12 protein-coding genes and 1 pseudogene are annotated in these 13883 nt (G+C 70.7%); all 13 read right to left on the minus strand.

The window, feature by feature from the left end:
* A pseudogene (locus tag QZX64_RS16510) lies at window positions 1–296 on the minus strand (shikimate dehydrogenase); the annotation flags it as partial.
* 59 nt (window positions 297–355) lie between these two features.
* Window positions 356–1564, minus strand: a complete 1209-nt coding sequence (gene mltG, locus QZX64_RS16515; RefSeq protein ID WP_295662045.1) for an endolytic transglycosylase MltG — start codon at window positions 1562–1564, stop codon at window positions 356–358.
* Window positions 1557–2018 carry a Holliday junction resolvase RuvX gene (gene ruvX / locus QZX64_RS16520; RefSeq protein WP_295662048.1) on the minus strand — a complete coding sequence of 154 codons (462 nt, stop codon included), beginning with the start codon at window positions 2016–2018 and terminating at the stop codon, window positions 1557–1559. Before ruvX ends, mltG begins: the two co-directional genes overlap by 8 nt.
* A gap of 2 nt (window positions 2019–2020) precedes the next feature.
* Complete coding sequence (gene alaS, locus QZX64_RS16525) at window positions 2021–4723, minus strand: alanine--tRNA ligase (RefSeq protein ID WP_295662052.1); 2703 nt, start codon at window positions 4721–4723, stop codon at window positions 2021–2023.
* Window positions 4710–5027 carry a DUF6167 family protein gene (locus QZX64_RS16530; protein ID WP_295662054.1) on the minus strand — a complete coding sequence of 106 codons (318 nt, stop codon included), beginning with the start codon at window positions 5025–5027 and terminating at the stop codon, window positions 4710–4712. Before QZX64_RS16530 ends, alaS begins: the two co-directional genes overlap by 14 nt.
* Window positions 5024–5521: a hypothetical protein gene (locus QZX64_RS16535; protein WP_295662057.1), complete on the minus strand. Its 498-nt coding sequence runs from the start codon at window positions 5519–5521 to the stop codon at window positions 5024–5026. Before QZX64_RS16535 ends, QZX64_RS16530 begins: the two co-directional genes overlap by 4 nt.
* Window positions 5522–5532: 11 nt before the next feature.
* Window positions 5533–6831, minus strand: coding sequence for a replication-associated recombination protein A (locus QZX64_RS16540; RefSeq protein ID WP_295662079.1), 1299 nt, complete (start codon window positions 6829–6831; stop codon window positions 5533–5535).
* Window positions 6832–6895: 64 nt separating this feature from the next.
* Window positions 6896–8233: an ABC transporter ATP-binding protein gene (locus QZX64_RS16545; RefSeq protein WP_295662060.1), complete on the minus strand. Its 1338-nt coding sequence runs from the start codon at window positions 8231–8233 to the stop codon at window positions 6896–6898.
* A complete protein-coding gene (locus QZX64_RS16550) occupies window positions 8233–9327 on the minus strand; it encodes an ABC transporter ATP-binding protein (RefSeq protein WP_295662063.1) in 1095 nt (364 codons plus the stop codon). Before QZX64_RS16550 ends, QZX64_RS16545 begins: the two co-directional genes overlap by 1 nt.
* A complete protein-coding gene (locus tag QZX64_RS16555; RefSeq protein WP_295662067.1) occupies window positions 9324–10331 on the minus strand; it encodes an ABC transporter permease in 1008 nt (335 codons plus the stop codon). The genes QZX64_RS16550 and QZX64_RS16555 overlap by 4 nt, the downstream gene beginning before the upstream one ends.
* 146 nt (window positions 10332–10477) lie before the next feature.
* Entirely contained in the window at window positions 10478–12232 is a 1755-nt protein-coding gene (locus QZX64_RS16560) for an ABC transporter substrate-binding protein (protein WP_295662070.1), read from the minus strand.
* Window positions 12233–12319: 87 nt separating this feature from the next.
* Window positions 12320–13330 carry an ABC transporter permease gene (locus QZX64_RS16565; protein WP_295662072.1) on the minus strand — a complete coding sequence of 337 codons (1011 nt, stop codon included), beginning with the start codon at window positions 13328–13330 and terminating at the stop codon, window positions 12320–12322.
* A gap of 187 nt (window positions 13331–13517) precedes the next feature.
* Window positions 13518–13883 (minus strand): amino acid--tRNA ligase-related protein (locus tag QZX64_RS16570; RefSeq protein WP_295662075.1); only part of this gene is annotated, 366 nt, incomplete at its 5' end.

Raw genomic sequence — 13883 nt, forward strand, 5'->3', positions numbered from 1 at the left:
CGCTCGACCCCGTGCTCGAGCAGCGCCGCTCGCGCTCCGCCGATGTCGGTGTTGTCGGCGGACCAGCCGCCGTCGTCGTGCCGCACCAGCGTGTTGGCGGCCCCCGACATCCGCACGGTCTCCGACAGCCGGCCGGTCAGCGGCAGCACCTCCCGCTTCAGCGGCATGGTGACCGACAGCCCGCGCCACTCCTCGCCCAGGGACGCGACGACCTCGGCGAGCGTGCCGGCGGGCACCCGCCGGGCGTCGTACTCCCAGTCGAGCCCGGTGGCGGCGTACCCGGCACGGTGGAGCACCGGCGAGAGAGAGTGACCGACCGGGTCTCCCAGCACGCCGCAGCGACGACGAGCCGGCATCAGCAGGCTTCGGACTCGTTGGCGCAGTAGTCGCGCAGCTCGTCCTTGAACGCCAGGAACTTCTCGTAGCTCTCGGTGAACTTGGTCTCCCCGCTCTCGAGGTCGACGGTCACGTAGAACAGCCAGTTCCCGTCGGCAGGGTTCGCCGCCGCCGCCAGCGCGTCGTCCCCGGGCGCCTCGATCGGCGTGGGTGGGAGGCCGGGGCGCGTGTAGGTGTTGTACGGCGTGTCCGCCTCGATGTCCTCGGTCGTGGGCACCGCGCCCAGGCTCTGGTCCTGGCCGTAGTTGACCGACGCGTCGATCTGCAGGAGGCCGTTGGTCACCCCGTTGTCGGGATTCTCGAGGCGGTTGTAGATGACGCGGGCGATCTTGGGCATGTCCTCGCCGCGGCCCTCGGCCTCGACGAGCGAGGCGATCGTCATCAGCTCGGCGGGCGTGCGGCCCAGCGCAGCGGCCGACCCCTCGAGGTCGACGTCCTCGGCTGCCTGGCGCCAGCGGTCGACCATCGCGGTGAGCACCGACTTCGCGGTGGCGTCGGGCGGGACCTCGTAGGTCGCCGGGAAGAGGTAGCCCTCCGCGTTGCCCCCGGCGTAGTCGGGCAGCCCGAGACCCGCGGGATCTTCCAGCGCACGCTCGTACGCCGCCCGCTTGAAGGTGGTCTGCTCGACCAGGATGTCGAGCACGTCGACGACGCGCAGGCCCTCGGGCACGGTGACCGTCGACTTCACCTGGTTGGCGGGGTCCATCAGGACCGCGAGCGCGTCGGCCGCCGGCATCTGCTCCTGCAGGGCGTAGAACCCGACCTGGATGCTGTTGGAGTCGGGCTCGCCGGCCGCGGCGTCGATGAAGGCCTGCACCGAGGCGACCACCCCCTGGTCCTTGAGGCCGCGACCCATGTCGGCGATGGTGTCGCCGTCCGCGACCTCGAAGGTGACCTCGCCGCTGCCGGGACCGGAGAAGTCCTCGGCCGAGGAGAACTGGTCGGCGAGGAGCTCCGCGCCCCGGGTCACCGCGACGTAGGCACCGCCCGCCAGCACGGCCAGCGCGACGAGCACCGCGAGGCAGCCCGAGAGCCCGCGCCGCTTCCTGCGGGAGCCACCCAGGGGGTCGTCGCCCTCCTCGCGCTCCCCGTCGCGCATCTCGTCGACCTCGCCGACCTCGTCGGCGGAGCCCGGCCTGCCCTCACGGCTCAGCCGATCCTCACTCATCGCCGACCTCGACGATCTCGCCCGGCGCCGCCCCGGAGCCCCGCTCGGTGTCCAGCGCATGCTGCAGGATCACCACGGCTGCGGCCTGGTCGACCACGGCCCGTCGCCTGCTGCCGTTGCGACCGCGTTCGCGCAGCATGGCCTCCGCGGACACCGTGGTCATCCGCTCATCACACAGCCTGACGGGCACGGGGGCAACCTGGCGCGCCAGCGCGGCTGCGAACACCCGCACCTTGGCGGCCGCCGGCCCCTCGCGGCCCGACAGCGACCGGGGCAGCCCCACGACGACCTCGACGGCGTCCTCCTCGGCCAGGATGGCCTTGAGCCGGCGCAGGTCGCCACGCCCGCGGCGCACGGTCTCCACCGGCGTCGCCAGGAACCCCGAGGGGTCACTGCGCGCCACGCCGATCCGGGCATCTCCGGGGTCGATGCCCAGACGGACGCCGGGACGCACGCTCAGGCACCCGCCGCGCGGGCGACCTCGGTGGCGACCAGGGCGAGCGCCTCGTCGACCCGGCCGGCGTCGCTGCCGCCACCCTGCGCGACGTCGTCCTTGCCTCCGCCGCGGCCTCCCACGAGCTGCCCGACGGCGCGGACCAGATCGTTCGCGGAGAGCCCGCGGGCGCGACCGGCGTCGTTGACCGCGGCCACGACCGACACCTTGCCGTCGGCCACGCCGGCGATGACCACTGCACCGGGGCGGGAGGCGTCGAGGCGACTGCGGACGTCCAGCGCCAGGGTGCGTACGTCGCCCCCACCGGCGCCGTCGACGCGCTGGGCCACCACCGCGACACCGGCCACGTCGACCGCCGCGGCAGCGAGCGAGGCGCCGCCGGCGAGCAGCTGCGAGAGGCGCGCCCTCTCGAGCTCCTTCTCCGCGGCCCGCAGGCGCTCGACCATGTCCTGGACGCGTCCGACGACTCCGTCGGGCTGGACCTTGAGCAGCCCGGTGAGCTGGTGGACGAGGTCGCGCTCACGGGCGAGGTGGGCGAACCCCTCCACGCCGGTGAGGGCCTCGATGCGGCGGTTGCCCGAGCCCACGGAGGCCTCGGAGGTGACCACGACGGTGCCGATCTGGGAGGCGTGCTCGACGTGGGTGCCACCGCACAGCTCGCGCGACCACGGCCCGCCGATCTCGACGACGCGCACCCGGGTGTCGTCGTAGGTCTCCCCGAAGAGGGCGATCGCGCCCCAGTCCCTGGCCTCGGCCAGCGTCATGTACTGCCAGCCGACGGGCAGGTCGGCGCGCAGCGCCTGGTTCGACACCGTCTCGATGTCGCGCACCTGCTCCGGGCTCAGCCCGGTCGTCCAGCCGAAGTCGAGCCGGAGGTAGCCCGGCCGGTTGTAGGAGCCGGACTGCAGGGCCGAGGGACCGAGCACCTCGCGGAGCGCGGCGTGCACCACATGTGTCCCGGAGTGCGCCTGGCGGGCGCCGGTGCGCCACTGCGGGTCGACGCGCGCGTGCAGGTCTCCTCGTGGCGCGAACTCGCCCTCGAGGACCCGCACCTGGTGCACGACGAGCCCGCGGACCGGTCGCTGCACGTCGACGACCTCGAGCACGCCGCCGTCGTAGGCGATGGTGCCCGCATCGGCGACCTGGCCACCGGACTCGGCGTAGAACGGGGTGCGGTCGAGCACGAGCTCGCCGATCTCGCCCTGGCCCAGCGACGTGACCTGTCGGCCTCCCTGCAGCAGGGCCAGTGGGCGCGACTCGGTCTCGAGGGTCTCGTAGGCCAGCCACTCGGTGGGGCCGTTGGCGTCCAGGACCCCGCGGTAGACCGAGGTGTCGGCGTGCTGGCCCTTCTTGGACCGGGCGTCGTCCTTGGCACGCTGGCGCTGCTCGGCCATCAGGCCGCGGAAGCCGTCCTCGTCGACGGTGAGCCCCTGCTCGGAGGCCATCTCGAGGGTGAGGTCGATCGGGAAGCCGTAGGTGTCGTGCAGCGCGAACGCCTTGTCACCGGTGAGGGTGGTGGCGCCGCTGGTCCTCACCTCCTGCGCCGCGAGGTCGAAGATCTGCGTGCCCGCCTGGAGGGTCTTGCGGAACGTCTCCTCCTCGGCGAACGCGACGCGGGAGATGCGCTCCCAGTCGCGCACGAGGTCGACGTAGGTCTCCCCCATCCGGTCGCGGCTCACCGGCATCAGCTCGGGCAGGGCCGGGTCGTCGTACCCCAGCAGGCGCATGGAGCGCACGGCGCGGCGCAGCAGCCGGCGCAGCACGTAGCCGCGGGCCTCGTTGCCGGGCGTGACCCCGTCGCCGATGAGCATCATCGAGCTGCGGACGTGGTCGGCCACGACGCGGAACCGCACGTCGTCCTGGTGGTCGGCGCCGTACTTCTTGCCCGTGAGGGCCATCGCCTTCTCGATCACCGGGAACATGACGTCGATGTCGTACATGTTCTCCCGGCCCTGGAGCAGGTACGCCACCCGCTCCAGGCCCATGCCGGTGTCGATGTTGCGCTTCGGCAGCGACCCCGCGACGTCGAAGTCCTCCTTGGACCTGACCCCGGACAGCTCGTCCTGCATGAAGACGAGGTTCCAGATCTCGAGGTAGCGGTCCTCCAGCTCGGCCGGCATCGAGGTGCGGGTCGTGGTCTCGAACCGGCCGTCGGGCCCGTACTCCGGCCCGCGGTCGTAGAGGATCTCCGAGCACGGCCCACCGGGGCCGGGCACGCCCATGGACCAGTAGTTCTCCTTCGGGCCGAGCTTGACGATGCGCTCGGAGGGCAGGCCGGTGACCTTCATCCACAGTGACAGGGCCTCGTCGTCGCCCTGCAGGACCGAGGGCCACAGCCGTCCCTCCTCCAGGCCGAAGCCGCCGTCGGCGACCGGCCTGGTGACGAGGTCCCAGCCCAGCTCGATGGCCCCTTCCTTGAAGTAGTCGCCGAAGGAGAAGTTGCCGCACATCTCGAAGAACGTGCCGTGCCGCGTGGTCTTGCCGACCTCCTCGATGTCGGGGGTGCGCACACACTTCTGCACGCTCACCGCGCGGTCGTAGGGCGGTGTCTCCTGCCCGAGGAAGTACGGCTTGAACGGCACCATGCCGGCGTTGACGAACAGCAGGTTCGGGTCGTCGAGCAGCAGGGACGCCGACGGCACCGCGGTGTGGCCGGCGCGCTCGAAGTGCGAGACGAAGCGGCGGCGGATCTCAGCGGTGTCCACGGGTGGTGCCTTCCGGATGATCGTCGGTCGGGTGGGGAGCGCCGGCGAGCGCGTCGGGCCCCGGGTCTGCGGCGCCGAGCTCCGGTATCCCATGGGGCACCAGGCCGAGCCGCTCCCGCAACTGGGTTTCCGACTCCTGCTGACCGGCGCGGACCTCGTCGCGGAGGAGGCGGGCGCCCACGGCCAGGCCGGCGAGCCGGTCGCGGAGCCCCTCGCTGGTGAACGCCTCGGCGACGCGACGGGCGCGGGTCACGGCGTACACGCCCACCCCCGCGCCTGCGACGAACCAGATGCCGCGGCTCATGCGGCGTCCTCCGACTCGTCCCGGGCGGCCCGGGCGCGCGCCCGGTAGGCGCGCAGCGCCTCCTGCATCTCGGCCCGCCGGGACTTGCGCGAGCGCTTGACCTCGCGGCGCATCTCGAAGGCGATGCGGTTGCGGTTCTCGGGTGACAGCGCACGGCGTACCCCGTGCACCCACGAGGCGGTCTTCACCACCGACTCGCGCAGCACGAGGTCGGCGAAGAGCCGCCCCTCGACGACCCGCGGCTCCAGCACCACGGGCTCGGGGTGCTCGATCGGCGAGGCGACGACCACCGGCTCGATGGCGGCGGGCTGCGCCCGGTCGGCCACGGCGCGCTCCAGCTCGTCGAGCCGGCGGCGCAGCTCGGCGGCCTCGGTGCGAGCAGCGGCCACCTCCCGCCGCGAGGCGGCCCGCACGAGGAGCAGTGCGACGAGGGTCGCCAGTGCCAGTGCGCACGCACCGACCACCAGCCACGCCGTCTCGTCCCACCCGTTCACAGTGGGGAACCCTACCCGCCGCGGACGATGCGCCGGATGCGCTCCCAGCGCTCCTTGACCGCGGACTCGGCGCCCAGCGCCGTCGGGCGGTAGTACGCGGCGTCCACGACGGCGTCGGGGGCGTACTGCTGCTCGGCGATGCCGTACGGCTCGTCGTGGCTGTACTTGTAGGCCCTGCCGTGCCCGAGCCCCTTCGCGCCGGAGTAGTGCGCGTCGCGCAGGTGCGCCGGCACCCCCCCGATCCTCCCGGCGCGTACGTCGGCGCTCGCCGCGTCGATCGCGGTCGTGACGGCGTTCGACTTCGGCGCCACGGCCAGCGCGATGGTCGCCTGGGCGAGGTTGAGGCGGGCCTCGGGCATGCCGATGAGCTGGACCGCCTGGGCGGCGGCCACGGCGGTGGTCAGGGCGGTGGGGTCGGCCAGCCCGATGTCCTCGCTGGCCAGGATCACCAGCCGGCGGGCGATGAACCGGGGGTCCTCGCCCGCCTCCATCATCCGGGCCAGGTAGTGCAGCGCCGCGTCGGCGTCCGAGCCGCGCACCGACTTGATGAAGGCGCTGGTCACGTCGTAGTGCTGGTCGCCCTGGCGGTCGTAGCGCACGGCGGCCTGGTCGACGGCGGTCTCGGCCGTCTCCAGGTCGATCGTGTCGAGGCCCTGGTCGCGGGCAGCCCCGGCGGCGGCCTCCAGGTAGGTCAGCGAGCGCCGCGCGTCGCCCCCGGCCAGCCGCACGAGGTGGTCCAGCGCGGCGTCGTCGAGGCCCACCTCGCCGGCCAGGCCCCGCTCGTCGACCAGCGCCGCGGCCACCACGGACCGCACGTCATCGTCGGTCAGCGACTCCAGGCGCAGCAGCAGGCTGCGCGAGAGCAGCGGCGAGATGACCGAGAAGAACGGGTTCTCGGTGGTGGCGGCCACCAGCGTCACCCAGCGGTTCTCGACCCCGGGCAGCAGGGCGTCCTGCTGGGCCTTGGTGAAGCGGTGCACCTCGTCGACGAACAGCACGGTCTCCGAGCCGCCCCGCGCCAGCTCGCGACGGGCGGCGTCGATGGCCGCGCGCACCTCCTTGACCCCGGCGGCGACCGCGGAGACCTCGACGAACCGCCGGTCGGTCTGCTGGCTGAGGATGGAGGCGATGGTGGTCTTGCCGGTGCCCGGTGGGCCCCAGAGCAGCAGCGACATGGGCTGGTCGCCCTCGACCAGGCGGCGCAGCGGCGAGCCGGGGGCGCGCAGCTGCGACTGACCGACCAGCTCGTCGAGGGTGCGCGGACGCATCCGTACGGCGAGCGGCGCCGAGGCGTGCGAGACACCGGTCAGCGACCCGCCGCCGGACGGTCCTCCCCGTGGAGGACCGTCCGCCGGCGCGGTGTCGAACAGCGCGTCAGGCTCGTCCAAACGTCTTCTTGTCCAGGTCGAACCAGGTGTCGCTGTAGCCGGCCTGGGTGGTCAGCTCGGTGGACGGGGTGGCGCCGGGGTCGGCGTTGCCGTGGTCGTCGGTGCCCAGCAGGCGCGGGGTGACCGGGGTGACGGGGTGCCTGCCGATCTCGCCGGCGAAGTGGCAGGCGGCCTTGTGGCGCGGACCGATCTGCAGCAGCGGGGGCTCGTGCCTGGCGCAGATGTCCTGCGCCAGCGGGCACCGGGTGCGGAAGCGGCAGCCCGACGGGGGGTTGATCGGGCTCGGCACGTCGCCCTCGAGCATGATCCGCTCGCGCCGCCCGCCGATGACGGCCTGCTTCACGTCGGGCACGGCCGAGAGCAGCGCCTGGGTGTAGGGGTGGTGGGCGTGGGAGTAGATGCTCTCCCGGTCACCGATCTCGACGATCTTGCCGAGGTACATCACCGCCACCTCGGGGCAGAAGTGGCGCACCACCGCGAGGTCGTGGGCGATGAACAGGTAGGCGACGCCGAACTCCCGCTGGATGTCCTGGAGCAGGTTGATCACCTGCGCCTGGATCGAGACGTCGAGCGCGGAGACGGGCTCGTCGGCGACCAGCAGCTTGGGGTTGAGGGTGAGCGCGCGGGCGATGCCGATGCGCTGGCGCTGACCGCCGGAGAACTCGTTGGGGTAGCGGTTGTAGTGCTCGGGGTTGAGGCCGACCACCTCGAGCAGCTCCTGCACGCGGCCGAGGATCTGCTTCTTCGGCACGATGTCGTGCACCGCCAGCGGCGCACCCACGATCGCACCCACGGTGTGCCGGGGGTTCAGCGAGGTGTAGGGGTCCTGGAAGATCATCTGGATGTCGCGGCGCAGCGGCTTCATCTGGCGCTGGGAGAGCTTCGCGATGTCCTGGCCGCCGAACGTCATCGAGCCGCCGGTGGGGTTGTAGAGGCGGGTGATCAGGCGGCCGGTGGTCGACTTGCCGCAGCCCGACTCCCCGACCAGGCCGAGCGAGCCACCACGGGGCACCTCGAAGGAGATCCCGTCGACCGCCTGGACCTGCCCGATCGTGCGCCGCACGAGACCCGACGAGCGCACCGGGAAGTACATCTTGAGGTCCTCGACCGCGATGACCGGCTCGGCGGTCGGGTCCAGCACCGCCGCGGTGTGGCCCTGCTTGGCCAGCTCCCCGAAGGAGGCGTAGGACGCCTCGACGTCGTGGGGATCCTCGGTGGCCGAGTCCTGGAACTGGGCCGCGACGGTCGCGTTGGGCGCCTCGGGGGACTTCCCGGACTGGTCGGTGTGCCGACCGACGCGGGCGGTGTCTTCTGGGGAGGCCATCAGTTCTCCTCGACGAGGTCGGGTGCGATCTCCGGCAGCACTTCGCGCTGGTAGATCGCGTCGGGGTCGGCCAGGTGACAGCGCTTGACGTGCGCGGTGCCGATCGAGGCCGGGGTCAGCCGGGGCAGCGTGGTGGAGCACAGGCTGCCCGGCACCTTGTCGACGTGCGCGCACCGGGGGTGGAAGGAGCAGCCCGACGGCGGGTTGAGCAGGCTCGGCGGGTTGCCCGGGATCGGGATGAGGCGGGCACTGGTGTCGGACTGCACGTCCGGGATGCTGGACAGCAGGCCCCAGGTATAGGGCATCTCGGGGTGCGACAGGATCTGCTTGGTGGTGCCGTACTCGACCGCGCGGCCGGCGTACATCACCAGCACGTCGTCGGCCATCTCGGCCACGACGCCGAGGTCGTGGGTGATGATGATGACCGCGGAGTTGAACTCGCGCTGGAGGTCCTGCAGCAGGTCGAGGATCTGGGCCTGCACCGTGACGTCGAGCGCGGTGGTCGGCTCGTCGGCGATGAGCAGCGACGGGTCGTTGATCAGGCCCATCGCGATCATCGCCCGCTGGCGCATGCCACCGGAGAACTGGTGCGGGAAGTCGTCGACGCGCCGGTCGGGCTGCGGGATGCCGACCCGGTCGAGCATCTCGATCGCCTTGCGTCGCGCGTCGCGCTTGGAGGCGTTGGAGTGGTGCACCTGGTAGGCCTCGGCGAGCTGGCCCCCGACGCGGTAGAAGGGGTGGAGCGCCGCGAGGGCGTCCTGGAAGATCATGGAGACGGCGTTGCCGCGCAGCTTGCGCATCCCCGACTCGCTCAGGCCCACGACCTCCTTGTCGCCGATCCGGATGGATCCGGTGATCTTGGTCCGCTTCGTGTCGTGCAGGCCGAGCACCGCCATGCTCGAGACGGACTTGCCGGAGCCGGACTCGCCCACGATCCCGAGCGTCTGCCCCATGCCGACGGTGTAGGAGAGGTCGTTGACCGCCGTCAGCGGGCCGTCCGGCGTGGGGAACTCGATCGTGAGGTTCTCCACGGCCAGGTAGGCGCCCTCCTCGGACATCTGGTGCGCGCGGGGCTGGATGATGCTGTCGGTCATGACACTCTCACTCGCGGGTCAAGGACGCCGTAGACGACGTCCACGATGATGTTGCTCACGATGATCACGATGGCGCCGAACATGGCGGTGGCGGAGATGACGGGCAGGTCGAAGGAGCCGACGGCGCGCAGGCCCCAGAGCCCGATCCCCTGGATCTCGAAGATGCGCTCGGTGAAGATCGTACCCGCGAGCAGGATGCCGAGGTCGATGCCGAAGATCGTCACGACGGGCACCAGGGCGCTGCGCAGTCCGTGCTTGTAGACCACCGTGCGCGCCGGCAGGCCCTTGGCCTTTGCCGTGCGGATGTAGTCCTCGCTCAGCGACTCGACCATGGCCCCGCGCGTGTAGCGGGTGTAGGCGGTGCAGTTGAAGATGCCCAGGCACAGCCAGGGCAGCAGCAGCCCGGCGAACCACTTGGCGGGGTTGTCGAGGAGGGGCGTGTAGCCGCTGTCGCCGAGGACCGGCAGGTCCCATACCAGCGTGCAGTACAGCCAGGCCACCAGCGCGAAGAGGTAGTACGGGATCGAGCTGATCACCAGGAAGCTGCTGACGAGCAGCTTGTCGCCGAGGGTGCCGCGCCGACGGGCGGCGGCGATGCCGATGGGGATGCCGAGGAGGAGGTAGAGGGTCGCGCCGCCGATGGCGAGCGAGATCGTCGCGGGCAGCCGCTCGATGAGCTCGTCCCAGACGAGGGCGCGGGAGCGGAAGGAGAAGCCGAAGCACGGCGCGTCGCACTGGATGGTGTTGCCGCCCAACGCCATCTCGCGGCCGACGAAGATCCCCTTGGCGTACTTGCCGTACTCCACGTAGATGGGGTTGTTGTACCCCATGGACTCCTCGAAGTTCGCCAGTCGCTCATCGGTGCAGCGGTTGCTGGTCTCCTGGACGCAGATCGGCCGTGCGGGACTCTCGGGTCCGTACCAGAGGAGGGCGAAGACGGCCATGGAGACCAGGACGACCACGACCACGCCGGTCAGGAGCCGCTTGATGATGTAGGCGAACATGCGTCGGCCTTTCGTATCCGGTACTGCACACACCAGGCGGTGGTCCGAACCCGCCGTCGGCGCCGCTGACGGACGGAGTGGGGACCAGGCGTGAGCCTGGCCCCCACTCCGCTACTGCTCAGTTGAGCACTACTCGGGACTGTGCGTCACGGCTTGACGAACAGGTCCTTGTAGTTGATGGCGCTCATCGCCGCGTCACCGGTGAAGCCACCGATGTTGGCGCCCGCACCGAACAGGTCGTTGCGGTAGGCGGTGACGATGTTCGGCAGGTACTTCTGGGCGATCATCTCGTCGAGGTCACCCCAGGCATCGGCCTGCTCCTCGATCGGCAGCGTCGCGATCTCCTCGATGCGCTGGTCGACCTCCTCCTCGGAGAAGTACGAGGTGTTGTACGGCTGACCCGTCTGGACCAGCGGCGGGATCATCGTCGAACCGGCCGGCCAGTCGGAGCACCAGTTGGTCGCACGCAGGTTCAGCTTCTTGTTGATCGGGCTGTCCGCGTCGTCGAAGAGCGCGTAGGCGTCCTCCTGGTACGGGATCATCTCGACGGTGAAGCCGGCGGCCTCGTAGCCCGCCTTCTCCGCCTCGGCGCCGGCCTTGGTCTCGGCGTCGGAGTCGTCGTAGATGTAGGTCAGCTTGAAGCCGGGCTCGCCGGCCTCCTCGAGCAGCTGCTTGGCCTTCTCGGGGTTGTACGCGAACTGCTCACCGGCCGGGAAGAACTCCTTGCGACCCGCCATGCCGGGGGGCATGAGGCCCTGGGCCGGGATGCGCGTCACGCCGGGGATGTTGCCGCTGGCGAGCTGCACGTTGTCGAAGTCGAAGCCGTAGGCGATCGCCTGACGGATCTCCAGCTGGGGGATCTTGTTGTAGTCCGGGGTGCGGGTGCTGATGCACTGGCCGGTCTGCTGGATGTAGTTCGAGCCCAGCGCCTCCTTGAGGGCGTTGGCGTTCGTCGCACCCAGGGAGTTGGCCACCGTGGTGGCGGCGTCGGCGTTGCCCGAGAGCAGGATCTGGTCGGTCTTCTCCTGGTCCTGGTCGAACTTGATCAGGAACTCGTCGGCGTACTGGTGACGAGCCGGGTCGGTGGCCGGGTCCCACTGGTCGTTCTTGACCAGACGGAGCGACTCGTTGACGCGGAAGCCACCCTCGGGGATCTTGTACGGGCCGGTCGAGAGCGGCGCGCGGCCGTAGGCCGGGAACTCGGAGTTCTCGAGCGGGATCGGGCCGATCGCCATGAAGGTCGACCACAGGTTGAAGTCGGGGAACGACTTGCTCATCCGGATGGTGAGCTCCTGGCCGTCGGCCTGGACCGCGTCGCAGTCGCCGCTCTTGGTGGGACCGGCGTAGTCCTCGGGGCAGTCGACCCAGCCGACGGTGTAGGCCTGGCCGGGGCCGGACGTGAAGGTCTCGGTGTCGAACGAGCGCAGGATGCCGTTCTTGACCTCCTCAGCGGTGACCGGGTCGCCGGTCTCCCACTTCACGCCGTCCTTGATCGTGAACGTCCACTCGGTGAAGTCCTCGTTGGGGGTGCCGAGGTCGGTCGCGAGGTCGGGCACGACCTCGGTGCCACCCTCGGGGTTGCGGCGGTACTGCGTGAGCGACCGGTTGGTGAGGGCCTGCTGGATCGAGTTGCCCAGCACGGACCAGCCGTTGGTGGGGTCGAGGTCCTCGGGCCCCGGGTCGCTGGGGACGAGCACCGTGATGACGCCGCCCTCCTCAGCACCCTCGACCTCGGGCGCAGCGCCCTCGGCCTCGACGAGCTCGAAGCTCGACGCCGGGTCGATGAACTTGTCCTTCGACGTGGAACCGGATCCTCCCCCGTCGCCACCGTCTCCACCACAGGCCGCAAGCGTGACCATGGCGAAGCCGGCGACAACGGCAAGCGACTTGGTGCGCTTCATGTTGTCAGCCTTTCTTTCGCTCGTGCCGCGAGACGGGCGCCCGCGACAACATCTGTGGGACCTGCGCGATCCGCAGGTCGAACCGGCTCAGCGCCGGGTCTTGGGGTCCACGGCGTCGCGGATCGCGTCGCCGAGGAGGTTGAGCGCGACCACGAGGATCACGATGCCGAGCAGGGGCTCCCAGAGGTACAGCGGGTACTTCTCGAAGTACGGGCTGGCCTGCAGGATCGTCTGGCCCCACGACGCGCCCTGGGTGACGCCGATCCCGAGGAAGGCCAGGCCCGCCTCGGCCGCGATGAAGCCGGGCAGCATCAGGGAGACGGCGACCACGATGGGGGCCACCAGGTTGGGCAGCAGCTCCTTGAACAGGATGCGCCCGGTGGGCATCCCGATCACGCGGGAGGCCTGGATGAACTCGCGCTCGCGCAGCGACATCGTCTCTCCGCGAACCAGACGGGCGACGCCCATCCAGCCGAAGAAGACCAGCACCGCCACGAGGCCGAACTTCTGGATCGTGGGGTAGTCGGGGTCGCTGGCGAAGCGCGAGGTGATGATCGGGGCGATGATCAGCGCCATCAGCAGGAACGGGAGCGTGAGGAACAGGTCGATCACGAAGGAGATCACCTTGTCGACGACCCCGCCGGCGAAGCCGGCGACGAGGCCGGTGACCACACCGATGAGCGTGGCGAACAGCGTGGCCGTCGAGGCGATCACGAGCGAGGTGCGGCAGCCGTAGAGCCAGTAGGCGAGGTTGTCGTTCGCCGTCTTGGGGGCCACGCCGAAGGGGTGCTCGGGGTCGAACCCGTAGTTCGGCGGGCCGTTGAGCGGCATGCCGTCACCGAGGAAGTCCAGCTGCTCGGCCGGGCGGCCGACCGTCAGGTTGACGTTGAACAGGTCGGCCAGCGTGCCGGCGAAGATGGCGATCAGCACGAACAGCATCACGATGGACAGGCACACCATGGCGACCGTGTCCTTGCGGATCCGGTGGGCCGCGATGCGCAGCGGGGACCGACCCGCCTGGAGCTCCCTGGGCGCTGTGGCGTCCTCGACGACCGAGTCCTCGGTGTGCGTGGTGATCACCTCGCCGGGGATCGACATATCCACCTCAATCGGACGGGCACTGCCGTCTTCAGTCCGTGCCGGGCCCAGCCCGGTGACGCCGTCGGCGCCGGAACGGGACTCTATGTGACGCACAGCGCACGAACGGTCACCCGGACGTAACGATCTGATCTCGACGTGTTACCTCGCAGGTCAGGCGGTACACCGGGATGTTCTCTCCGACTCGTCAGGCATCCGCCGCGACGTCTTCTGCCGCAGGCGCGTCGACACCGGCCTCCTTGCGCTGCTGGGTCGTGATCGGCGCCGGCGCGGCGGTCAACGGGTCGTAGCCGCCCCCCGACTTCGGGAACGCGATGACCTCCCGGATGGAGTCCGCACCCGCCAGGAGCGCGACGATCCGGTCCCAGCCGAAGGCGATGCCGCCGTGCGGAGGGGCGCCGTACTTGAAGGCGTCCAGCAGGAAGCCGAACTTCTCCTGCGCCTCCTCCTCGCCGATGCCCATCACGGAGAACACCCGCCGCTGGACGTCGTCGCGGTGGATACGGATCGAGCCGCCACCGATCTCGTTGCCGTTGCAGACGATGTCGTTGTG

The organism is uncultured Nocardioides sp., assembly GCF_902805925.1.
GTDB lineage: Bacteria > Actinomycetota > Actinomycetes > Propionibacteriales > Nocardioidaceae > Nocardioides.

What these genes read in the sequence shown, in the direction of transcription:
- mltG (WP_295662045.1), bottom strand. Translation starts at nt 1,564, where the DNA reads ATGAGTGAGGATCGGCTGAGCCGTGAGGGCAGGCCGGGCTCCGCCGAC.
- QZX64_RS16530 (WP_295662054.1), bottom strand. Translation starts at nt 5,027, where the DNA reads ATGAGCCGCGGCATCTGGTTCGTCGCAGGCGCGGGGGTGGGCGTGTAC.
- QZX64_RS16545 (WP_295662060.1), bottom strand. Translation starts at nt 8,233, where the DNA reads ATGGCCTCCCCAGAAGACACCGCCCGCGTCGGTCGGCACACCGACCAG.
- QZX64_RS16550 (WP_295662063.1), bottom strand. Translation starts at nt 9,327, where the DNA reads ATGACCGACAGCATCATCCAGCCCCGCGCGCACCAGATGTCCGAGGAG.
- QZX64_RS16555 (WP_295662067.1), bottom strand. Translation starts at nt 10,331, where the DNA reads ATGTTCGCCTACATCATCAAGCGGCTCCTGACCGGCGTGGTCGTGGTC.
- QZX64_RS16560 (WP_295662070.1), bottom strand. Translation starts at nt 12,232, where the DNA reads ATGAAGCGCACCAAGTCGCTTGCCGTTGTCGCCGGCTTCGCCATGGTC.
- QZX64_RS16565 (WP_295662072.1), bottom strand. Translation starts at nt 13,330, where the DNA reads ATGTCGATCCCCGGCGAGGTGATCACCACGCACACCGAGGACTCGGTC.